Below are 21,969 nucleotides of genomic sequence, written 5' to 3'. Positions count from 1 at the left end.
TGACGGCTACTTAACGCATCGGGCGCTGCGGTTTTATCCGCAGTGCCCGTTTTTATCTTTTACTGATTTGTGAGAACTCCATGACTGCGACAGCCTCCCCCCATATTGTCCAAGCCGCCCGCCAAGCACTTACCCTCATGGATCTGACGAGCCTGAACGATAGCGACACTGACAGCACCATTGAAGCACTTTGTCAGCAAGTAAAAACGCCCTTTGGCACGCCTGCGGCAGTGTGTGTCTTTCCCCAGTTTATTGTCACGGCCCAGCGTGCATTGACCGCTCATACCCTTAACGACCAAGTGAAGATCGCCACGGTCACCAATTTCCCCGACGGCGGCGACGACATCATGGGTGCTGCCCGTGAAACGCGCGATGCGGTTGCCTCTGGTGCCCATGAAGTCGATGTCGTATTCCCCTACCGCACCCTGATGGCGGGCGATGAAGAGACTGGCCTCGAGCTCGTTGAGATGTGCAAAGCCGCCTGCGCCGGCCAAGCACTGCTCAAAGTGATCATTGAGTCCGGCGAACTCAAAGACCCTGCGCTGATCAAACGCGCCAGCGAAATCGCCATTGAAGGCGGCGCGGATTTCATTAAAACGTCGACCGGTAAAGTGCCCGTCAACGCAACGCTGGAAGCCGCCGAGATCATGCTCAAAGCCATCAAGGCCAGTGGCAAAGACGTTGGCTTTAAAGCAGCCGGTGGCGTTAAAACCGCCGAAGACGCAGCGGCATACTTGGCCCTTGCTAACGAGATCATGGGCCCAGCCTGGGTGACGCCTGCACACTTCCGCTTTGGTGCATCCAGCCTGCTGGGCAATCTGCTGGATACGTTGACCGGCAGCACCAGCGCGGCACCCCAAGGCCAAGGAGGTTACTAATGTCTGCCAACACAACCCAACACGCGTTGCTGCCCCAGGAGCTGATTCGCCTTAAGCGAGATAACCAGCCGCTGCCTGCGGAAGAGATCAAAGCGTTTGTACAGGGCATTGCCGATGATCGCATTAGCGACGCACAAATTGGCGCTTTCACCATGGCTGTGTTTCTTAACGGCATGAGCCGTGAAGAAGTCGTGGCGCTGACTACCGCCACCCGCGACTCCGGTCACGTGATGCAGTGGAGCGACCTAAACCTGCCCGGCCCGATCGTGGATAAGCACTCCACTGGCGGCGTGGGTGACTTGGTCTCGCTGGTACTCGGCCCTTGGGTCGCCGCCTGCGGTGCCTTTGTACCCATGATTTCCGGACGCGGCTTAGGTCACACCGGCGGCACCCTGGATAAACTCGAATCGATCCCCGGCTACGATCCCTATCCCGCGCCAGCACGCTTCCGCGAGGTGGTGAAATCCACTGGCGTGGCGATTATCGGCCAGACCGGTGACTTGGCGCCTGCCGATAAGCGCATCTACGGCGTGCGTGACGTGACCGCCACCGTGGAATCGATTCCGCTGATTACCGCCTCTATCCTGGGTAAAAAGCTGGCCTCAGGGCTGGATGCGCTGGTGATGGACGTTAAAGTCGGCAGCGGTGCCTTTATGCCCACCCCAGAGAAATCCCGCGAGTTGGCCAAAAGCATCGCCAATGTGGCCACCCAAGCGGGCACGCCCACCACTGCCCTGCTTACCGATATGAGTCAACCGCTAGCGCCCTGCGCCGGTAACGCCGTTGAAATCGTCGAGACGCTGGCACTACTGCGCGGCGACCGCCCCAATAGCCGCGTGATGCAAGTCACCCGTGAATTGGCAGTCGAGATGCTGATCGCCGGTAAGCTCGCGGGTTCCCGTGAAGACGCACTGACTCAGCTTGAGAACGCGCTGATCTCCGGCGCTGCCGCTGAAGTGTTTGCCCAGATGGTGCGTGAACTGGGTGGCCCTAGCGACTTTATGGAGCGCTCGGAGCACTACCTGGCCAAGGCAGAGGTCATTAAACCCGTGTATGCCGAGCAATCAGGGATCGTACAACGCATCGATACCCGCGCCGTGGGCATGAGCGTGGTGGAGCTGGGCGGTGGCCGCCTGCGTAACGACGCCAGCATCGATCACAGCGTTGGTTTCACCGATATCGTCGAGATCGGCGACAGCGTGGATAGTCAGCGCCCCATCGCCATGGTGCACGCCCGTAGTGATACCGCCGCTGAGCGTGCCGCCGAGCAGCTGCGCGCGGCGTTTACAATTGGCGAAGGCGCTGCCAGCGCCGACACTCTGCTGCAAGACACCTTCCGTGGAGAAGCCTCATGAGCCGTGCGATTTTACTGGTACTCGATTCATTTGGGATTGGCGCCGCCCCGGACGCCGCCACCTTCGGTGACGAGGGTGCGGATACGCTGGGCCATATCGCCGCCGCCTGCGCCCGTGGCGAAGCGGATAACGCCAACCGTTCAGGCCCTCTCAAGCTGCCCAACATGGCCAAGCTGGGGCTATTTCACGCCCACCGTGATGCCACGGGCAGCGTTGCCGAAGGCATCACGCTGCCGGAAAATCTGGAAGGGGCTTACGCCCACGCCAAAGAGATTTCCAGCGGCAAAGATACCCCCTCCGGCCACTGGGAAATCGCCGGTGTCCCGGTCCGCTTTGACTGGGGCTACTTTCTGGATAAAACTGACAGTTTCCCTCTTGAGCTGCTCGATGCCATCGTTCAGGAAGCCGACCTCACCGGAGTGATTGGCAACTGCCACGCCTCCGGCACCGAGATTATCGCCCGCCTGGGTGAAGAGCACATAGCCACCGGCAAACCCATCGTTTACACCTCGGCGGACTCGGTATTTCAGATCGCCGCTCACGAAGAGCATTTCGGTCTGGAGCGGCTTTATAAGCTGTGCGAAACCGTCCGCGAGCTGCTGGAGCCTTACAACATTGGCCGCGTGATCGCGCGTCCGTTTATCGGCGACGACAGCAACACCTTCGCCCGCACCGGCAACCGTCGCGACTACAGCGTTGAGCCGCCGTCGCCCACCGTGCTGCAAAAGCTCGATGATGCCGGTGGCGAAGTGGTCTCGATTGGCAAAATTGCCGATATCTACGCCCACTGCGGCATTACCCACAAGGTAAAAGCCAGTGGTCACGATGCACTGATGGACGCCACGCTTAAAGAGATTGAGCGCACCAGCCAGCGCGGCTTTGACAAGAAAAATCAGGGCGAACGCGCCATGATCATGACCAACTTTGTCGATTTTGACTCGGTCTATGGCCACCGCCGGGACGTGCCGGGTTACGCCGCCGCGCTAGAAGATTTCGATGCCAAGCTGCCCAAGCTGCTGGCGGCGCTAAGCGAAGATGACCTGCTTATTCTGACGGCTGACCACGGCTGCGACCCGAGCTGGCACGGAACTGAGCACACCCGCGAGTACATCCCCATTCTGGTACACGGCCCCGGTTTCACCCCCGGCCCGCTGGGCGAGCGCGGCACCTTTGCCGATATTGGCCAAACCCTGGCCGACTTTTTCCTGCTACCGGCCATGGCCGATGGCAAAAGCTTTCTACCTGAAGCCGCTTAATGATAAGTGGTAAACCACTAGCACAAGATCAGAATCAACCCGTAGCGGGGGTCTTTCGCCATGGATGGCGAAAGTAGCGCCCAGGGAAGGGTTCACAGCGCCCCCGCCTAGGGTTTATTCGGATCGTTAAATTATTGATATGGGAGCGTTACATGGCTACACCACATATTAATGCAGAGATGGGCGATTTCGCTGATACCGTCCTGATGCCCGGCGACCCGCTGCGCGCCAAATACATCGCCGATACCTACCTGGAGAACGTCCGCCAGGTCAACGATGTGCGCAATATGTTTGGCTACACCGGCACCTACAAGGGCCGCGAGATTTCCGTGATGGGCCATGGTATGGGCATTCCGTCGGTCTCCATCTACGCCAAAGAGCTGATCACCGACTACGGCGTTAAATCGCTGATTCGCGTGGGCTCCTGCGGCGCGGTACGCGACGACGTCAACGTGCGCGATGTGGTCATCGGCATGGGCGCCAGCACCGACTCCAAGGTCAATCGCATGCGCTTTAACGACCACGACTTCGCTGCGATTGCGGATTTTGAACTGACCCAGCACGCCGTCGCTGCCGCTAAAGCCAAAAACGTGCCGGTCAAAGTCGGCAACATCTTCTCAGCGGACCTGTTCTACAACCCGCAAACCGATATGGCTGAAATGCTCAAGCGCTACGGCATTGTCGGCGTCGAGATGGAAGCCGCTGGCCTTTACGGCGTCGCCGCCGAGTTCGGCGCCCGCGCCATGACCATCTGCACCGTGTCGGATCACATCCTGAAAGGCGATTCGCTCTCCAGTGCCGACCGTCAAACCACCTTCGACGATATGATGCTGATTGCACTCGACACCGTGTTGCGCGACGACGCTGCCAGCGCCTAGAACGTTAAAGCGAGAACGTTGAAAAGAGCGCGTAGAAGCGGCCAAAAGGAAAAATGATGGAACAGGTATCAGAAGAGCACGTATCAGAAGAGATCGTTCAAACGCTGTTGAGCGCGCGGGCTAACGCCTACGTGCCTTACTCAGCTCACCCGGTGGCGTCAGTCATGGTCACCCCTGATGGTCAGCAGTTTGCGGGCACTAACGTGGAAGTGGCGCACTACAAAGGCCTATGCGCCGAGGCCTCGGCCATTTCCGCCATGATCACTGCCGGGCAACGCCAGTTGGCGACGGTCTACGTGATGGGCCCAGGTGACCACCTCTGCACACCCTGCGGCGACTGTCGTCAGCGGATTCGCGAATTCGCGACGCCAGAAACCCAAATCAAGGTACTTTCCGGCAGCGGTGAATTGATGAAAACCTACACCATGGAAACGCTGCTGCCCGACGCCTTTGGGCCCGAGCAGTTACCGCCGCGTTAAGCCAGTCCCTTCAGCAATCAAAACCAGCCCCACGCGGGCTGGTTTTGTGCTTTTATTGCTCGTACTCTTAGCAGCCACTGTATATTTTTGATGAAGTGTGCCGATGAGCGCACCGCCCTTATTTGGAGAACGCCATGGCTGGTTTACTGCCCAACGTCGATCCCGACGGTTTGCTTGAGTACTCAGTGGTCTACACCGACCGCTCGCTGAACCATATGTCGCAACAGTTTCAAGGTGTGATGCGGGATATATCGGCCACGCTGAAAGAAGTCTACCACGCTCACTCCGCCGTCATCGTTCCCGGTAGCGGTACCTTTGGAATGGAAGCAGTGGCGCGTCAATTTGCCGTTGATCAGAACACTCTGGTGATTCGCAACGGCTGGTTCAGCTACCGTTGGACACAGATCATTGAGATGGGCCGTTTAACCGACCAGCACACGGTGCTAAAAGCACGGCGTCTTAACACCGATGACTCGCGCTCGCCATTTCAGCCAGTACCCATTGATGAAGCCGTCGCGCAGATTCGTCGCGAAAAACCAGCGGTGGTCTTTGCCCCGCAGGTAGAAACCTCGGCGGGCCTGCTGCTTCCAGATACGTATATTCAAGCACTCGCCGAGGCGACACACGAGGTAGGCGGCCTGTTCGTGTTGGACGCCATTGCGGCAGGCACCCTTTGGGTGGACATGCAGGCACTCGGCATTGACGTGGTGGTCAGTGCGCCGCAAAAAGGCTGGAGCGGCTCGCCCTGCTGCGCCATGGTGATGCTGTCAGAGCGGGCTACGCAGCGCTTGAGCGAAACCCAGAGCAACAGCTTTGCCTGCGACCTGGGCAAGTGGCATAGCATCATGCAAGCCTATGAAAACGGCGGGCATGCTTATCACGCCACTATGCCCACGGACGCCTTGCGACAGCTGCGCGATATCATGCAGGAAACCCGTGCGTACGGCTTCCCCAAGGTAAAAGAGGAGCAGCAAGCGATTGGCCGTGAAGTCCGTGCCATGCTCAAGCGTCACGGTTTTGTCAGCGTGGCGGCGGAAGGCTTTGAGGCCCCAGGGGTGGTGGTCTGCTACAGCGACGATAGCGGCTTGGTAGGCAAACTGGCCCAGGCGGGGGTGCAAGTAGCCGGCGGCGTACCGCTCATGTGCGATGAAGGTGATAACTTCCAAACTTTCCGCATTGGCCTATTTGGTTTAGATAAGTTGCACCACACTGAGCGCAGCGTGGATAGTTTAGAGCAAGCAATTAAAGCCGTGGTGTAAGGTGGTATAAAAAGGTAAGGCCCGCTATTAACCTAGCGGGCCTTACTGGTTACTTAAAGCTATATACGCCAAATTGACATTACATATATCCTACGCCCCGCGGCATCATCCCTAGATGATTTTCGACGCGAGTCACCCCCGCCACATTTTCTGCTGCAACCGTCACCGCCTGCTTCTGTTCAAGCGATTCGACCAGCCCCCAGATTTCGACTGCACCGCCATCCACAATCACGCTAATGCCTTCGACTTGCACGCCGGTGTTGTGTTCTACCTCGTCCAGTATGGCTTCGCGGATGTGTCGATCGTCCGAAGGTGACTGCGTCGGCGATACCGCCGCATTAGCAATGCCTTGCAGCAGATTGGCACGGCTGACGATACCCACCAACTTACCTTCACGCACAACGGGTACGCGTTTGATGTGGTGTTTTTCCAGCATTCGCGCAATGGTATGCAGTGGCGTGTTCTCTTCCACGGTCAGTGGATCTGGCGTCATCACTTCGTGGGCTTTACGACCATGCATCTTGACATAGTCGCCAGCATCCTTGCCGCCCGTAAATAGCGATAACCACCATGAGTGACCGTGGTCACTGTCATCTTTTACCCGGCGCATCAAATCGCCTTCGCTGACAATACCGATCACCCGGTGATCTCCATCGACGACAGGAACGGCGCTGATACGATGCTTAAGCAGCAGTTGCGCAATTTCACGCACTTCCGTATCGGGTCCCACACTCACCACTTTGGGTGTCATGATATCAATAGCTTGCATGGCGCTTCTCCTTGCGTTCAACCTTTAAAGACTGAGCCGCAGCTGCAGGTCACCCTGCCTTCTCTTTGAGCCTAGTTCGCTCCTGGAAATTTGCCTATGCTGGCTGGCTATCTAAAAGAACGCATTGAGACTAATTTGATCTAGCGCAGCTTTATGCTTGCTTGCCTGTTGGTGTGTTCGCCTCTGTGGCGCTACTCTCTTCCACTTTCTCCACATCAACAATGCCTGAGCGACTTACCACGACTTTCCAGCGGGCAAGGTAGGGCGTATCTTCACTGCCCGTTTCACGAATCACCAGATTAAACAGGTGGCGGCGTTCGACGCTTTCACGCACTGCCTGGCCATCTTTAAGCCGATAGATGTGGTGCTTCCCTTTACTCATTAGCCGCGTGAGCATGGAAATATCCAAATTCAGTGTTTCGCGCGTATGCTCGTAGCCGCTTAAAAAGCGCGTGGGTGACATACGTGAACTTGAGCGGTAGTGCAGCACTACCTCTTCCCGCTGGGCCACCTTGCGACGGCGCAATTGTTGGATGTCATCACTCAGCGAAGCGAAGCGCTTGTAGTCAAACCACTCCAGCTGGCGACCCACCACGGCATTTCGCGTGGGGTCTAGATACTGGCGGCGCCACTTAGGGCGGCCTTTGCGCAGCAAGCGCCAAAGGGTATTGCGCAAATCATCCTTAAAAACTTCACGCATGGCGTAGAGCAGCGCCATGGCTAACACGAATAGCGCAGAAAGATCCCCTAACGCGCTACGTAACTGCAGCACACCTAACGTCACAAACCCCATTACCACCGCCGTGGCCAGGGCTTTGACCGCTTTCTGCTCGCCGCCGCCAAGCTCCAATGCCTCTTGTTTCAGCGTAATCGGATGTTCAATCAAACGCCGCAGTAAGCGCATTTTGTTCGACATGCGCGTCGGGTCCGCCATTACTCGTTCGGCGTTGTATTGCTGTTCGCGGCGATGTTCGCCCTCCCGGTGGCACACGCTGATAAAGCGTCGACGAATCTCAGTAAACTCACCACCACGGGGCATATGCGCCACTAACGCCAGTAGCTGCTGTTCGGTAAACCAGGAGAGGTAATTATCAATATTGGCGAAGTATTTTTTGAAGCTTTCGTCATCCGGCTGATTGCGCCGCAGGCGCTTGAGGATTCCGTCACTCAAGTCGATCATTTCATGCAGTTGGTCACGTAAGGCAACCGCACTTTCTTGCTCCTCGCTGGTCTCTTCCCGCTGTTGCTGGCGGGTATGACGTAACTTTTTGGCGCTTACTAACATCGCTTGCGTGGTGCGCTCCATCGCTTCCACGTATTGGTAGGCGTAGAGGCTCAAACTCAGCCGGTACGAGTCACTCCCCAGGCGGTTACGACTGGCCAACCGGCTGTGCACCAGCGGCAGCAGGTATTCGTCACTGTAGTAAGTGCGCGATACATGAATGGCGGCATGATAAAAAGCCTCCTCTGAGATAAGCTGAGTACTTAACCCCAGCTCGCCAGGCACAAAAAGATAGACGTCGAGGTTATGCGACGTCTCTTCCTTGAGCCGACGAGTAAGACGCAGCTGAAAGCTGTTTTTACGCTCAACGTTGATCAACCCACCAATCTCCTACTCCTTTGCCTAACGTGATGATATACCATGGCTAAAATAATCATGGCGCTGCACAAGACCACTGCCGCCTTTTCATCTGTGGAGCTAGGAAATGTCCATTGCCCGTTTTTCACCCTTTGAGCTGCTGTTATTAAAGAGCCGCAGCCAAGTGGATACGGCAACCCTGCTGTTGTTGGCTTGGGTGCTGGTGCACCGCCAACACGTTTCTGAAGGCCAGCGCCGTCGTCGCCTGGCCCAGGTAACCGCACAGTTTCGCCACGGGCATGAGCTGGGCCCGGTCATGAGTATTGCGCATAGCCAAGACTTGCAAGCGATCCAGTTAGCCGCCGAGGTTGTGCGCAAAGAGTGCGGTAAAGAGCGCAGCCTAAGCGTTATTCACCAAGCGATTACGGTTGCCACCGATGATGGCGAGCTGTCGCTTGCCAACCACTATATTTTACGCTTTTTTGCGGACTTACTAAGCGTTGCCCCCACCACCTTAAACACCCTATTTAAGGAACTGACGGGCACACCGCTGGCCAGCCCTGAAGACCCTAGTCGTGATACTTATTGGCAAACCCACGATCCAGATTACCATGCCCGCAAAGCACGCGATGCCGCAGCGGCCGAGCAGCAGCAACAACAGGCCAATGCACGAGCAGAACAGCAGCAGAGAGAGAAAGAACAACGCCATCATCAGAAGCAGCAAAAACAGCAAGAAAAGCAACAAGAGAAGCAGCGGCGCCAAGAGGAAGCCCGCCAGGCGCGGGAACAAGCACAGCAGCGCCAGCAGGAACAGGAGCGCCAACGCCAGCGCGAGCAAGCCGAGCGGGAGCAGCAACGCTCACGACAGCAAGACTCGCAACAGCAACGCAGTTCTTACCAGGAGGAGCGACGCAATAACCACTCACGCCAGCAGCGCGCTTCACCACCGCCTCCCGATCGCACCACACGGGCGCTTTCCATTCTGGGACTTAACCCCGGCGCTACCCGCATAGAGGTTCGGCACGCTTATCGGCGTATGGCACAATTACACCACCCAGACCGCTACTATTCAGAAAGCGAACAACAGGTAGCATTGGCCTCGGCACGCTTTCAACGTATCAAAAACGCCTATGATTATTTGATGCAAACTTACTGAGACCATGCAACGCCAGCCTAAGAGAAACCATAGCCACCTATGCGCGATTTGTACCAGCGCCTCGCGATCCCCCCCGAGGCTAATGAGCAAGCGATCCAACACGCTGTGACGAGTTGCCAGCATAGCGCGCTACGCCAAGATGCCGAGGCGGTATTTAGCGTTGCTGAGCGCCGCGAAGCCTACGATACGCTGCACGACACTGTAAGCGATATTGGCAAGTTACGCGCACGCCTGGGACTCAGCCACGGCGCCCACTGGCAAGGCGATGTAGCTAATGACTTTTCGCTGCCTCCCGATCATGCGATCTCGCGTCACGACGAACTGGTTGACCGCGTTAGCCACGCGGTCTCTTTGTATAACCGTTGGCGCCGCTTACGCGGGCCGTGGTTACTCATCGCCGTGTTCGCCGCCGGTGCTGGCATAGGTGCCGGCCTGGGGCTTGCCTTGTGCTGGGGGCTTTTGCCGGTGTGAGGCGGCGCGATTAGGCGTCTCATCGTGCTTGCGCGCCTGCTCATCGCGCCGTATTTCTGCCTTGGTCGGGCGGGGTGCCGGCTTCGGTGGTGCGGGTTTCTTATGATCGTCTGTGTCTGTTTCGCTTTCTTGCTCAGTATCTGACTCACCCTGGTCACTTTCTGGTGCTTCATTGTCCAGCGAAAACGACGTGCCCGCGGTCGCCTCCATGCGGTCTTCTGAGCGCGATTCCATACTGATGCTGAGACGCGGCACGCCCAGGTCGATCTCTTGAGCTTCCATGCGCTGTTTGAGCAGCAGATTAAAGGCCCGCGAAACATCCCACTGCATTTCTGGCGCGGTGCGAAAACGCATACGCAGGATCGGGCAGCCATCTTCAAACCCCTGAACCCCCTGCATTTCCAGCGGTGACCAGATGTAGTGACGCATCATCGGGTCGCGGCGCAGCTCCTGAGCGGTTTCCTGCATCAGCGTAATGGCATCGTCGATTTTCATATCAAACGGAATACGAATTCGCATCAGCGCAATGCCGAACTGCCGAGACATATTATGAATCGACTCAATGCGGCTAAAGGTGATGATATGCACGATCCCGTCCAAGTCACGAAGGCGAACCGTGCGCAGCGTCAGCCCCTCGACCGTGCCCATGTGGTTATTGATCTGCACAAAGTCATCTACCGCCAGGGAATCTTCGATCAAAATAAAGATGCCGGTGATTAGATCCTGCACTAATGTTTGGGCACCAAAACCAATCGCCAGACCAATCACACCAGCACCGGCTAACAGCGGTGTCACGTTGACACCCAGGTTCGCCAACCCGGCGATGACGGCAATAATCAAGATAGTCACGAAGATGACGTTGCGAATCATCGGCGTGATGGTTTGCGCCCGGGCCTGATTGACCCGCCGTCCGCGTGAGCGCGCCGACGAGGTAAGCGCCCGCTGAATGGCGGTGTCGGCAAAAATCCACACCAGCCACGCCAACAGCACCGTGGCGCCAAGACTGACCAGCGCTTGCCCAATGCGGGCGCTAGCGACTGCTTGCTGGCCCAAGCCAAAGAATGAACTGCCCCACACTTGCATTGAGAGTTCAGCAAACACCATCCATGCAAAGATATGGGCGAGAACAAAGCCGAAACGCTCTAAGCGTTTGCGGTATTGGCTCTGACGATGACGGTGACGGCGCTTGCCCATCCGCTCCGCTTGGCGGCGCAGCAGCCCGGTCACTACCAGCGTAAGCACCAGCAGGCTGGCAGAGATAATTGAGCGCGCCAGCGCAGTGCCGACATCGCCAACGGTAATAAAAATCGCCAGCAGCGAACCACTCACCAGGAGTAGCGCGGGAATGTGCCATAGCCCGCCCAGCGAGCGGATCATCTCAACCGCAGTGCTGGCGTCACGGCGTTGTTTGAACGGTCGGTTGCAAATCAAATGACGCACTGGGCGTTTGAATTTAAGAATAAACCGCGCTGAAAGCAGCGCCGCCAGCATATTGGAAAGCACCGAGACCAGGCTCGATAGTTCGCTGCCCAACAGTTCGACCAAGCGGGTGGAATTAGCCGCATCGCCAAGCGCAATCAACGCACCAATCACAAACATACCGCGCAGGGCATGCTGCTGAAGCAGTTGAACCGCCGTAAACCGATGGCCGCGGCTAAAGAAGGCGATGACCGTTTCAAACACCACCGACAGCGCCCGCCCGCATAGGCAGATATAGGCCACCACGAGCACCAGCGTCCGCCCAGGACTATCAGGTAATACTTGGCCAATCCCGAGCGTAATCGCAAACGCCAACGCCCAGGGCAGCATACGGCGCAAGAAGTGCACCGCCATTAGCCAGGCTTTGGGGTCCCGCGGCAGATCCAGTGGCCACTCTCGGCGGGTAGCGACCATGCGCCCAAAAGCAATCATTACCACCAGCAGCCCGATCCAAACCAGAGCCAGGACAGCTCCTTCAGCAACCGCACGAATGGCTTCGCCTTGGTCGGCACCATCGTTCAGGGCGCGTAAATCGTCCGCCCCCTGAACCAGCTGACGTGCCCACTGGTCAACCGGCGAGTCGCCTGCCTGCGCCTGGTCGCCAAGGTCGCTTAGCGTATCGGCCAGGGCCCCCAGCAGCCCTTGGCGCACCACGCCCTCATCATCGGTGGCAGCATCTGCGGTTACCTGCAGCTCGCGCAGCGACGTGAGCAGCTCAGTGCGCTGCTCCTCGTTTTCAAGCATGGTGATGACGTCAGTTAACGAGGCCTGGAACTCTTCGCCACTGACCTCAACTTCCTGCTCCTCAGAGCCACCGCCCAAACCGGGTATTGACACCACTTGCGCCTGGGCCTGCGTGATTGCCATGCTCGTCAGTAGTAGGCTTGCCAATACAAACAAGACAACGCCTATTACCGCGCTAATTAACCAGTGCTGTCGCACGCCTTACTCCTGAATATTAATCTGAATGGCGTCCTGCTTACCGTTTTACCGCCGCTTTAGTTTATAGCCCTTAGGAATGCACTCAGCCTCAACGCGTGACTATGATAGGCTGGATGCTTAAACGTTCACCTCAAGGATGCCGAGATGACGCTACAAGCTCCACCTAACCGCTTAAACAGTCATGGGAATATCCGGCAGGTTGGCGTCGAAATTGAATTTGCTGGCCTGCCACCCCGAGACACGGCGATGATCGTACGTGAACTGTTTGGCGGGGAGCTTAACGTGGTAAGCCCTCATCGGCTACTAGTAGAGAATACCCGCTGGGGCGAATTTGGCATTGAACTCGACACTCAGTACGCTCACCCTGACAAAGCCCTACTGGAAGACCCTCACGCTCAAGACAGCGAGTGGGCACGCCACCAGCACCAACGACGAATCCAGTTCCATCAAAAAACCCGCGAACTGATTGGTGATATGGTCACTGGCCTAGTGCCTACCGAAATTGTTTGCCCACCGGTGCCCTGGAATGAACTTGAAGATTTAGACGCACTGTTTGCAGCACTACGAAAGCATGGCGCCAAGGGCACCGATGCTAGCTTGATGTATGGGTTCGGGTTGCATCTAAACCCTGAAGCAGAGCGCTTTGACGCCGACTATTTGCTTGCCATGCTGCGCGCGTATTTATTACTTGCCGGATGGCTGCGCGATGAAATTAAAGTCGATATTACCCGCGAGGTACTGCCCCATGCCAACCCCTTTCACAAAGCATACGCACTAAAGGTTCTGGATAGCCGCTACTCACCTGATCTGGACACCTTGATTGACGACTACCTGCATCATAATCCAACGCGCAACCGTGAGCTGGATATGTTGCCGCTGTTTGCTTATCTGCGCCCTGACCATGGCCATGAGTTACTGCATGCTCAGCTTACGAAACCACGTCCCACTTTTCACTATCGTTTACCCAATGCCCAGCTTTCCCAACCGGGTTGGGGCTCGGCAATGGAGTGGAACCGCTGGGTGGAAGTTGAGAAACTTGCCGCTAACTCGGACGCGCTGCTCGCTCGCTGCGCTGAGTATATTGCCGAACATAACCGACCGATGCTGACCCGCGTAAAAGAGAAACTGAGCCGCTGGCTGCGTCGCGAACGCTAATTTTTAATGTTCCATTTTCAACTTCACATTTTTCAACTTTATTTCTTGTCACAGTGAGTAACCACCTGCATGTCTCGGCCGCTTATCGGAATTACCACCTCTGACCGCAAAAGCCACTTAGCATGGTGGTTTGATTGGTTCGCCGTCTGGCGCCATGGCGGCAAACCGCTGCGGTTATCGCCTTCACGCCCCCAGCCTGACCATTTAGATGGTTTAATCATTGGTGGCGGTGATGATATTCAGGCCCACCTTTACGGCGGCGAAGTGCAGCTGGATGTGCGCCTCGACCCGGCACGGGATGAGTTGGAGCTTGCGCTGCTTGAACGGTTTATTCCGCTGCATACGCCCGTGTTGGGCATTTGCCGGGGGGCACAATTAATCAACGTCCACCTAGGTGGTACCTTAGACCCGGATATTTACACCACGCATGAAGGGCTAAAACGACGCCGTACGGTACTGCCGCGCAAAACCGTCGATATTGTCGGCGCGAGTAAGCTACATCGGTTGCTAGGCGTGACGTGGTGCCGAGTTAACAGTCTGCATCACCAAGCTGTTTATGGCGCAGGCAAAGGGATAGAGATTGTCGCCCGCGACCGGGATGGATTGGTACAGGGCATCGAGTCACGTGAACATGAATTTTTAATTGGCGTGCAGTGGCACCCCGAGTGGCTAATTTTCAACCGCCCCCAGCAACGCTTGATTCGCGCGCTGGTGACGGCATCACGACGTCATGCTAGAAAACGCCTGCTGTCAGCTCAAGACGGCTAACGCTGCGTCGTAATCTGGTTCGTTTTTCAGCTCGCTTACCAACTCACTGTGTAGCACGCGATTATCGGCATCCAGCACTACTACCGCACGAGCACACAGCCCCTCCATCGAGTTATTACACAACGCGACGCCCCAGTCTTCACGAAACTCTGGGTGGCGGAACGTAGACAGCGTTTCAACGTTATCCAGCCCTTCTGCACCGCAGAAGCGCTTGGCAGCGAAGGGTAAATCAGCCGAAACTACCAATACCACGGTGTCAGCAAGGTTTGAGGCCAGTTCGTTAAAGCGACGCGTCGACATCGCGCAGGTAGGCGTATCCACACTGGGAATAATATTAAGCACCTTACGCTTGCCCGCATAGGTCGCAAGCGTAACGTCTTGCAGCTCAGTGTTGGTCAGCGTCATTTTAGGTGCTGCCTGATCTTTAGCAGGCAGTGTGCCAGCCACATCCAGCGGCTCGCCCGCACGGGTAATTTGTTGCATTATCGTTTCCTTATGTCGTTAATAACGAATGAATTCTTACCATCCAAGAGGCCATGGTAGGCTATCATCATGCCTTTGTGCTCTTCCTGAAAGACCTTTGTTTAACATTTGCGTTTCATCGTACCGAGGGAGTGATATGGCCTGTGTATTAATCGTTAAAACCGGCGATGCTTATCCAGAAGTCGTCGACCAGCACGGCGACTTTGAAACGCTATTTGAAAAGCAGCTTAGTACTGCCCTACCTGCGCATTTAGAGGTACAGGTGTGGGACGCGCGACGCAACCCTACTCCACCCGCTCTAGACACCTTGGCAGGCATACTGATCACTGGCTCGCATAGCATGGTTAGCGATGCAGAGCCCTGGAGCGAAGCACTTAAACCATGGCTGCAAGACGCGTTGGCAAACGATACGCCCATGCTGGGCGTTTGCTATGGCCATCAACTCATGGCCGCCGCTTTTGGCGGTGTCAGCGATTACCACCCAGCGGGCCGCGAGTCGGGCACTCATACAGTGCGGCTGACGCTGGCCGGCCAACAAGACCCACTATTTAGCCAATTACCGGAAAGTTTTGCGGCGCACCTTTCCCATGCGCAGTCGGTCATGCAGGCGCCCCACGGCTGCACCGTGCTGGCCCACAACAGCCACGACGCCCATCAAGCACTGCGCTATGGCCCGCGCCAATGGAGCGTACAGTTCCACCCCGAATTCAACGTACCTGTCATGCGCGCCTATATAGAGCGCCAACGCGCTGCGTTACGCGACCAGGGTAAGAACCCTGCAAGCCTGTCAGCGGAGGTGACTGATGCATCAGACGCAGCCAGTCTGCTCACGCGCTTCCTCGCGTTTGTATAGCCCCGACTAACGCTGATCTCGCCGCGACGCTAATCGATCGGCAAGCCGTGTAGGTTCAGGCAGTTTGGTACGCCCTAAACAGCGCATCACCCAATTAAGCGACGTTTCCAGGGTGATGCGATGCCCTGGTGACACATACACCGGCTTTACCTTGGCACGAGAGCGCAGCACGGCCCCAATAGTTTCTTGCCCCGCGTAAAGCGGCACCCAGTCGCCGCGCTGCTCGCCCACTTCAGCGTGTTTGCCATATAGGCGTGATTTGGCAATCCCAATAGTGGGCAAATCAAGCCACAGCCCTAAATGCGCCGCCACACCTAAGCGCCGTGGGTGGGCAATTCCCTGCCCGTCGACCATGACCAGTTCAGGTGACACGCTGAGCTTTTCAAACGCCCCCAGCGCCGCTGGAATTTCACGAAACGAGAGCAGGCCAGGAATATACGGCATGCGGGTGGGCTCACGATGAACCATTTGTTCCACCACGTTTAAGCTGGGTGCGGTAGCAGGGTCCCACTCCAGCAACACTACGGCTGCCCGGGTTGTTTCGCCGCCATCTTCAAAACCGATATCCACTCCCGCAATATGCTTCACAGGGGCCAAGCGGTCGGATAATTCCAACCCCTTCGCCAACTGTGTCTGTAATGCCCTCGCTTCCCTAGGTGCTAAATTCCATTCGTGTAGCGGTGCGGACATGTCATCCTCCCTGACAATAATCAATCCAATGAATGAAGAGTAAGGTAGCAAAAAAACGCCCCCGCACCAGTAAAGGAGCGAGGGCGTTTGAGATTTTCTCAGTTGCCGCTTGGCGGCAGCTGATTAATCCTTACGGCGAAGACTTAGGCGCGTTCGCGACGACGAACCGGCGCATCGCCTTCGTCACGACGGCGGCGCGGAGCGCGCTCAGCCGGGGCGCTGTCTTCGCTGATTTCCAACGGACGACCGGCCACACGGGCACGTGCCATCTTGGTCAGAATCGTCGAGGGCAAGCCGCTCGGCAGTTCGACGACAGAGAACGCGTTGCGGATATCGATACGACCGATACGCGCGCCTTCAATGCCGCCTTCGTTGGCAAGAGCACCGACTAACTGACCCGGCTTCACGCCATCTTTATGACCTACGGAGACGCGGTAGCGCGTCATACCTTCGGTCGGGCCGCTAGTGCGTTCACGACGGGCACCCGGCTTACCAGCAGGAGCGCCATCACGCGAGGGCTTCTCTTTACGTGGTGCCTGTAGGCGACCAATCGGCGGCTCATCAGCACGCGCCATCGCGGCAAACGCACACGTTAGCTCGATCGGGTCGTGGCCTTCTTCGATCAGACGCTCAATCAGAGCACGCTGCTCTTCGGCGCCTTTCGTCAAGGAGGCAATCACGCGCTCATGGAAGACTTCATCGCGATGAGCGCGAATAGCGGCTTCGTCAGGCAGCGGCATTTCGGTCATTTTCTGGCCGGTTGCCTGCTCCATCCAGCCTACTTTGCGGCCTTCACGGAAACCAGCAAAGGTAATCGCAATACCGCTACGACCCGCACGGCCCGTACGACCAATACGGTGCGTGTAGGCTTCTGCATCTTGCGGCAGATCGTAGTTAATAACGTGCGTAATACGCGACACGTCAAGACCACGGGCGGCTACGTCGGTGGCAATAAGTACATCGACTTTGCCACGCTTCAAGCGCGTAATAGTACGCTCACGTAGGCTCTGGTCCAGATCACCGGACAGGCCAGCGGCGTTAACGCCACGGGCAGTCAACTGCTCAACTAGCGTGGTACAAGCGGCACGGGTACGCACAAAGACGATAGCGCCATCGACCGGTTCGACTTCGAGAATACGCGACAGAGCTTCAAGCTTAGCGCCACCGTCAACGCGTACAATGCGCTGTTCGATGTTTTCGCCAGTCGTGGTTCCCGACTCAATCGCTACTTTCACAGGGTTAACCAAATAACGGTTAACAATGCGCTCGATTTCAGTCGGCAGTGTTGCCGAGAAGAACACACGCTGAGCATCTTTCGGGGTATCGGCAACCACGCGTTTTACGTCGTCGATAAAGCCCATGCGCAGCATTTCATCAGCTTCGTCCAGCACTAAAGCGGACAGGCCATCTAGCTTCAGGCTACCGCGGTCCAGGTGGTCGATAATACGGCCGGGGGTACCCACAACCACTTGTGCGCCACGCTTAAGGGCGCCTAGCTGTTCACGGTATTCTTGACCGCCACAAAGGGTCGCTACTTCGAGACCTTTGAGGTTTTGGCCATACTTACTAAACGAGGCAGCTACTTGCTGAGCTAGTTCGCGAGTCGGTGCCATTACTAGCACTTGCGGTTCGCGGCGAGTCAGCTCTAAACGTGACAGTAACGGTAATGCAAACGCTGCAGTTTTGCCGGTGCCGGTTTGTGCTTGGCCCAGCATATCGCGGCCTTCAAGCAGCGCAGGGATGGTTTGCGCTTGAATCGGCGAAGGAGTTACGTAGCCCTGAGATTCAACAGCAGACAGAACGGCAGGCAAAAGAGCAAGATCGCCGAAGCTCGGCGAAGCGACAGAAGTCGAGGTCATTAATCACACCTTGGTAGGCCGGTAAGTACCGGCAAAAAACATCATAAGCGTCCCTGACTCTGTTATCGCAAAAACGCCAATCAAATGGTCGTTATCGAAAACAGGCACCGCCGTAGCGGTCATAGCCATCAATGGAGTCGGAGACGCCGGTCGCACCTAGCATCCGGTTGGCAAACACCGCATTCGCGGGCCAGCCGTTGTGGCGACCTTCTGCGCCGATTTCACCCGTGTGGTGAAATACTGGAGGCGCGCCATCTACACAGCAATGAACATCTAGCAATTGGCAAGATGTTCCCGCAAGCGATACTGCTAATAACTATTAATGAAGACTCATCAATAACTATGCAAGTAAACGCTCACCGTCGTGATGGAGGGGTCAGCACATGCGAGGAGCGCGCATCCTAACATCGCATTTTGCTTCTGACCAGCACTTTTAACTTACACCACACTGAATCAGGGACTTGCGCTCATACAAATATGGTCTAACCTAGAAAGGACCTAATCAAGTTCACTACTCTCAAGGAGCGATGCAATGAACTGGGATCAGATTGAAGGCAAATGGACAGAAATGAAAGGCAAGGCTCGGTCTAGCTGGGGTGAGTTTACCGATGATGAACTGGATCAGATCGGCGGTAAGAAAGATCAGCTAGTTGGCAAGCTTCAGCAAAAATATGGCCTTGAGCGTGAAGAAGCAGAGCGTCAGGCAGACGACTGGGCTGATAAGCAGTAAACCTGTATTTACAGTACCTATATTTCTATATTTACAGAAAAGTTTTCAGTAAACATTTTTATTGATCATTTATCGTAGCCACATGGAGAGATGCTATGCGTAAGACAATCCTCACAACAGCGATTGGCACGGCCCTACTAGGAAGTTTTGCTATGAGTGCTCACGCGCAAAATGAGCCTCAAGGCATGTATTCTGCCGATGACATTCTCGATGCAGAAGTCTATTTCGCCGGCGGTTCCGGTGAGGAAATCGGTGACGTTGACGACATCTTGTTCGATGAAGAGATGCGCATCAGTGCCATTGTTATCGAAAGTGGTTCCGTACTTGGACTAGGCGGTCGTGAAATCGTGGTAGATACCGATTACTTCACGCTGGAAACCGATACAGAAGAAGACGGTGATACCGAGCATCGCATCATGGTCGAAGCTAGCCAGGAAGAAGTCGAAGCCTTCCCCGCATATGATAACGATTGGTGGGAGCAGACTAAAGCCAACGCCCGTGATGCTTGGCAGACAACCCAAGAAGGTGCTGAAAGCGCTTGGCAGCGCACGCGAGAAGCAGTAGATGCTGACGAATAATGGCTAAACGCTATCGTTAGATTGACTGAATAGCGAAGTTTAAAGGGCCGCCTAATTAGGCGGCCCTTTTTGATGCGAATTGTTTGTGGTGGACTATTTACGTCGTACGCCCTGCCCCGGCAAACGCTCCCGGTCATGAGCACGCTCAAAATCAAGCAGCGGGCCCGCTGGCACAATCCGCGTCGGGTTAATCGTGTCGTGGCTATAATAGTAGTGGCGTTTGATGTGATCCATATTGACGGTCTCCGCCACACCAGGCCACTGATAGATCTCTCTCACGTAATTGGAAAGATTGGGATAGTCTTCAATACGCTTAAAATTGCATTTGAAATGGCCGTAATAAACCGCATCGAAACGTACCAACGTGGTAAACAGACGAATATCGGCTTCGGTCAACCATTCACCTGCCAAGTATCGCTGCTCTGCTAAACGCGCCTCCATACGTTCCAAAGCGTCAAAAAGCGCTTTCACGTGTTTTTCGTATACCGCCTGCTCGGTAGCAAAGCCCGATTTATAAACCCCATTATTAATGTGGTCATAAACATCAGCGTTAACGTCATCGATCACGCTGCGTAGGTCTTCCGGGTAAAAATCCAAGTCGTTGCCGGTCAGTTCATCAAACGCACCATTAAACATACGCAGCAGATCGGCAGACTCATTATTCACAATGGCACTGCGCTGCTTGTCCCATAGCACGGGCACCGTGACGCGGCCGGTATATTGCGGATCGGTTTTGGTGTAAAGCTGATGATGGAAGTCCACCTTGTTAATCGGGTCACCACTAGCGCCTTCATCCTGGCGGTAGGTCCAGCCTTGGTCGAGCATTAGTGGGCTGACATGAGAGGTGCCTATCAGCGACTCCAACCCTTTCAGTTTGCGCATGATCAGTGTTCGATGCGCCCAAGGGCACGCAAGCGATACATATAAATGGTAGCGATCTTTTTCTGCAGGATAGCGGTCGCCATCTGTTTCGGGCTCGGCGCCCACCCAGTCGCGTAGTTGGGCGGATTCACGTACAAACTCGCCACCGTGTTTTTTGGTGTCATACCACTGGTCTTGCCATTTACCATTAACGAGCAGTCCCATGGGGCGTCTCCTGAAAGTCTTTCGGGTGCTTGGCTAGATGCCTTACGCTTTTTTCAGCATACCCCCGCCTCAAGGATGCTCAAGCGGATGTTTTACGCCTTTTCGTTCGAGTGAGTCGAATCATGCTGGGCACACTCGCTAATCACTGCCTGTTTTAATGCAGCGGCCATCGCATGAGCCGCAGGCCCTGCCCGGTCTCGGTCGCGGAAAATCAACTGAATAGGTATTTCACGAATACCGCCGGCAGGTAACGGCAATACCTTTAATTGGCCGTTTTTTAACTCCTCACCAATACGTGTTTCTGGCATCCAAGCAAATCCCAGTCCACGCCGCAGCATATCAAGCGATGTATTGAGATGAGTAACGGTCCATCGCTGCTCCGCTTTCAACCAGCCCGCGTTGGTTGATTGACGCAGCGCTGAGTCGCGCACTACCAACTGGCGGTGTTGAGCCAGGTCTCGCAGATCCAACGAGCGGCCCAACTGATGCAGGGCATGTTGAGGATGCGCAACCGCCACAAAGCGAACCGTTACCAGCGGCTCGCCTAAAAAACCTTGCGCCTCAATGCCGGAGACCACCAAGTCTGCGCGGCCATCGTAGAGCATTTCAATGCCCCCATTGAGCACACTTTCGTGCAACTGAACACGCACCTGAGGATACGTTTCAGAAAAGCGCTCGAGCGCCTTGGCTTGAGCCCCCGTTGGAAATACCTGATCAATGGCCACCACGATTTCTGCTTCTAAGCCGGCGGCTAACCTGGTAGCCACATCTTCAAGCGAGGCTGCGCTTTCGATTAACTGGCGCGCACGACGAAGCAACAGCTCACCCGCTTCAGTTAAGCGTACTTGGCGGCCAATGGGTTCCAGCACCTGAACGCCTAGCTGCTCTTCTAATTTATGCACGGCATGGTTGAGCGTAGAAGGGCTTTTATGTACGGCTTCTGCCGCTCGCGCGAAGCCACCATGGTCAACCACGGCAGCCAACATTTGCCATTGTGAAAGTGTTACCCGGGACATTTCGATTTCCTCAACGCAATACAGCGGAACAATGCGCTTATTATTCGAAAAAACATGACTAGAATGCCAGGAAACAGTCTTCAATGCCGCCTATGTGTATAAAAAGCCTGTTACTCCTCTTAAGTAATGGGTATTGAGAAGTTTGAACACTGGGATGCTATATAAATTTTAGACATTTGCTATATTTATGCTTTAGAAAAATCAGTTTTCGTCTATGATTGGTACAGAGTATGTAGTTAGCCTGCTTTTT

At 55.7% G+C, this 21,969-nt stretch carries 22 protein-coding genes; 13 read left to right on the top strand and 9 right to left on the bottom strand.

The features are described 5' to 3' along the window. Nucleotides 1-80: 80 nt before the first annotated feature. From deoC to CXF87_RS06040, 6 genes are all read left to right on the top strand, one after another. Nucleotides 81-878: a deoxyribose-phosphate aldolase gene (gene deoC / locus CXF87_RS06065; protein WP_101145898.1), complete on the top strand. Its 798-nt coding sequence runs from the start codon at nucleotides 81-83 to the stop codon at nucleotides 876-878. Further along, nucleotides 878-2,233, top strand: coding sequence for a thymidine phosphorylase (gene deoA / locus CXF87_RS06060; RefSeq protein ID WP_101145897.1), 1,356 nt, complete (start codon nucleotides 878-880; stop codon nucleotides 2,231-2,233). The genes deoC and deoA overlap by 1 nt, the downstream gene beginning before the upstream one ends. Continuing rightward, nucleotides 2,230-3,489: a phosphopentomutase gene (locus CXF87_RS06055; RefSeq protein WP_101145896.1), complete on the top strand. Its 1,260-nt coding sequence runs from the start codon at nucleotides 2,230-2,232 to the stop codon at nucleotides 3,487-3,489. The genes deoA and CXF87_RS06055 overlap by 4 nt, the downstream gene beginning before the upstream one ends. A gap of 152 nt (nucleotides 3,490-3,641) precedes the next feature. Then, entirely contained in the window at nucleotides 3,642-4,367 is a 726-nt protein-coding gene (deoD, locus tag CXF87_RS06050) for a purine-nucleoside phosphorylase (protein ID WP_101145895.1), read from the top strand. A gap of 56 nt (nucleotides 4,368-4,423) precedes the next feature. Next, on the top strand, nucleotides 4,424-4,846 hold the full coding sequence (gene cdd / locus CXF87_RS06045; RefSeq protein WP_431313161.1) for a cytidine deaminase: 423 nt from the start codon (nucleotides 4,424-4,426) through the stop codon (nucleotides 4,844-4,846). A gap of 134 nt (nucleotides 4,847-4,980) precedes the next feature. Further along, nucleotides 4,981-6,105, top strand: a complete 1,125-nt coding sequence (locus CXF87_RS06040) for an aminotransferase class V-fold PLP-dependent enzyme (RefSeq protein ID WP_101145893.1) — start codon at nucleotides 4,981-4,983, stop codon at nucleotides 6,103-6,105. A 79-nt stretch (nucleotides 6,106-6,184) separates the two neighbouring features. Here CXF87_RS06040 and CXF87_RS06035 read toward each other — a convergent pair whose 3' ends face one another. Together CXF87_RS06035 and CXF87_RS06030 are read right to left on the bottom strand one after the other, a co-directional pair. Next, the gene (locus CXF87_RS06035) at nucleotides 6,185-6,874 is read right to left on the bottom strand and encodes a CBS domain-containing protein (RefSeq protein WP_101145892.1); all 690 of its coding nucleotides are present in this window, start codon (nucleotides 6,872-6,874) and stop codon (nucleotides 6,185-6,187) included. Nucleotides 6,875-7,025: 151 nt separating this feature from the next. Continuing rightward, a complete protein-coding gene (locus CXF87_RS06030; RefSeq protein ID WP_101145891.1) occupies nucleotides 7,026-8,474 on the bottom strand; it encodes a hypothetical protein in 1,449 nt (482 codons plus the stop codon). A gap of 106 nt (nucleotides 8,475-8,580) precedes the next feature. Here CXF87_RS06030 and CXF87_RS06025 point away from each other — a divergent pair, with 106 nt between their 5' ends. Together CXF87_RS06025 and CXF87_RS06020 are read left to right on the top strand one after the other, a co-directional pair. Next, entirely contained in the window at nucleotides 8,581-9,609 is a 1,029-nt protein-coding gene (locus CXF87_RS06025; RefSeq protein WP_101145890.1) for a J domain-containing protein, read from the top strand. Between the two features lie 39 nt (nucleotides 9,610-9,648). Then, nucleotides 9,649-10,080, top strand: a complete 432-nt coding sequence (locus CXF87_RS06020; protein ID WP_101145889.1) for a hypothetical protein — start codon at nucleotides 9,649-9,651, stop codon at nucleotides 10,078-10,080. Here CXF87_RS06020 and CXF87_RS06015 read toward each other — a convergent pair. Beyond that, nucleotides 9,997-12,501: a mechanosensitive ion channel family protein gene (locus CXF87_RS06015; protein WP_101145888.1), complete on the bottom strand. Its 2,505-nt coding sequence runs from the start codon at nucleotides 12,499-12,501 to the stop codon at nucleotides 9,997-9,999. The genes CXF87_RS06020 and CXF87_RS06015 overlap by 84 nt on opposite strands. 144 nt (nucleotides 12,502-12,645) lie before the next feature. On the opposite strand from CXF87_RS06015, the gene CXF87_RS06010 reads away from it, so the two are divergent. Together CXF87_RS06010 and CXF87_RS06005 are read left to right on the top strand one after the other, a co-directional pair. Beyond that, nucleotides 12,646-13,656 (top strand): amidoligase family protein, encoded by a 1,011-nt coding sequence (locus tag CXF87_RS06010; protein WP_101145887.1) that lies wholly within the window; start codon nucleotides 12,646-12,648, stop codon nucleotides 13,654-13,656. Between the two features lie 69 nt (nucleotides 13,657-13,725). Beyond that, nucleotides 13,726-14,424, top strand: coding sequence for a gamma-glutamyl-gamma-aminobutyrate hydrolase family protein (locus CXF87_RS06005; protein ID WP_008957692.1), 699 nt, complete (start codon nucleotides 13,726-13,728; stop codon nucleotides 14,422-14,424). Here CXF87_RS06005 and tpx read toward each other — a convergent pair. Then, the gene (tpx, locus tag CXF87_RS06000; RefSeq protein ID WP_101145886.1) at nucleotides 14,407-14,907 is read right to left on the bottom strand and encodes a thiol peroxidase; all 501 of its coding nucleotides are present in this window, start codon (nucleotides 14,905-14,907) and stop codon (nucleotides 14,407-14,409) included. The genes CXF87_RS06005 and tpx overlap by 18 nt on opposite strands. A gap of 136 nt (nucleotides 14,908-15,043) precedes the next feature. On the opposite strand from tpx, the gene CXF87_RS05995 reads away from it, so the two are divergent. After that, nucleotides 15,044-15,760: a glutamine amidotransferase gene (locus tag CXF87_RS05995; RefSeq protein WP_101145885.1), complete on the top strand. Its 717-nt coding sequence runs from the start codon at nucleotides 15,044-15,046 to the stop codon at nucleotides 15,758-15,760. 6 nt (nucleotides 15,761-15,766) lie between these two features. On the opposite strand, the gene nfi is transcribed toward CXF87_RS05995, so the two are convergent. The 3 genes from nfi to CXF87_RS05980 form a co-directional block, all read right to left on the bottom strand. Beyond that, nucleotides 15,767-16,450, bottom strand: coding sequence for a deoxyribonuclease V (nfi, locus tag CXF87_RS05990; RefSeq protein WP_101145884.1), 684 nt, complete (start codon nucleotides 16,448-16,450; stop codon nucleotides 15,767-15,769). Nucleotides 16,451-16,593: 143 nt separating this feature from the next. Next, nucleotides 16,594-18,309 carry a DEAD/DEAH box helicase gene (locus tag CXF87_RS05985; protein WP_101145883.1) on the bottom strand — a complete coding sequence of 572 codons (1,716 nt, stop codon included), beginning with the start codon at nucleotides 18,307-18,309 and terminating at the stop codon, nucleotides 16,594-16,596. 91 nt (nucleotides 18,310-18,400) lie between these two features. Further along, on the bottom strand, nucleotides 18,401-18,589 hold the full coding sequence (locus CXF87_RS05980; RefSeq protein WP_035559269.1) for a hypothetical protein: 189 nt from the start codon (nucleotides 18,587-18,589) through the stop codon (nucleotides 18,401-18,403). A gap of 252 nt (nucleotides 18,590-18,841) precedes the next feature. Between CXF87_RS05980 and CXF87_RS05975 the strand changes: the two genes are divergently transcribed. Both CXF87_RS05975 and CXF87_RS05970 read left to right on the top strand, forming a co-directional pair. Further along, nucleotides 18,842-19,039 carry a CsbD family protein gene (locus CXF87_RS05975; RefSeq protein WP_008957698.1) on the top strand — a complete coding sequence of 66 codons (198 nt, stop codon included), beginning with the start codon at nucleotides 18,842-18,844 and terminating at the stop codon, nucleotides 19,037-19,039. Between the two features lie 95 nt (nucleotides 19,040-19,134). Further along, nucleotides 19,135-19,617 carry a PRC-barrel domain-containing protein gene (locus CXF87_RS05970; RefSeq protein ID WP_035586732.1) on the top strand — a complete coding sequence of 161 codons (483 nt, stop codon included), beginning with the start codon at nucleotides 19,135-19,137 and terminating at the stop codon, nucleotides 19,615-19,617. 93 nt (nucleotides 19,618-19,710) lie between these two features. Here the strand turns inward: CXF87_RS05970 and CXF87_RS05965 are convergent, their stop codons facing one another. Together CXF87_RS05965 and CXF87_RS05960 are read right to left on the bottom strand one after the other, a co-directional pair. Further along, nucleotides 19,711-20,703, bottom strand: coding sequence for a glutathione S-transferase family protein (locus CXF87_RS05965; protein WP_101145882.1), 993 nt, complete (start codon nucleotides 20,701-20,703; stop codon nucleotides 19,711-19,713). Between the two features lie 92 nt (nucleotides 20,704-20,795). Further along, nucleotides 20,796-21,719: a LysR family transcriptional regulator gene (locus tag CXF87_RS05960; protein WP_101145881.1), complete on the bottom strand. Its 924-nt coding sequence runs from the start codon at nucleotides 21,717-21,719 to the stop codon at nucleotides 20,796-20,798. Between the last annotated feature and the right edge of the window lie 250 nt (nucleotides 21,720-21,969).

Origin of the sequence: Halomonas sp. MES3-P3E, assembly GCF_002836035.1 — a bacterium.
GTDB lineage: Bacteria > Pseudomonadota > Gammaproteobacteria > Pseudomonadales > Halomonadaceae > Vreelandella > Vreelandella arctica.
This window is presented reverse-complemented; position numbering and strand designations above follow the sequence as displayed.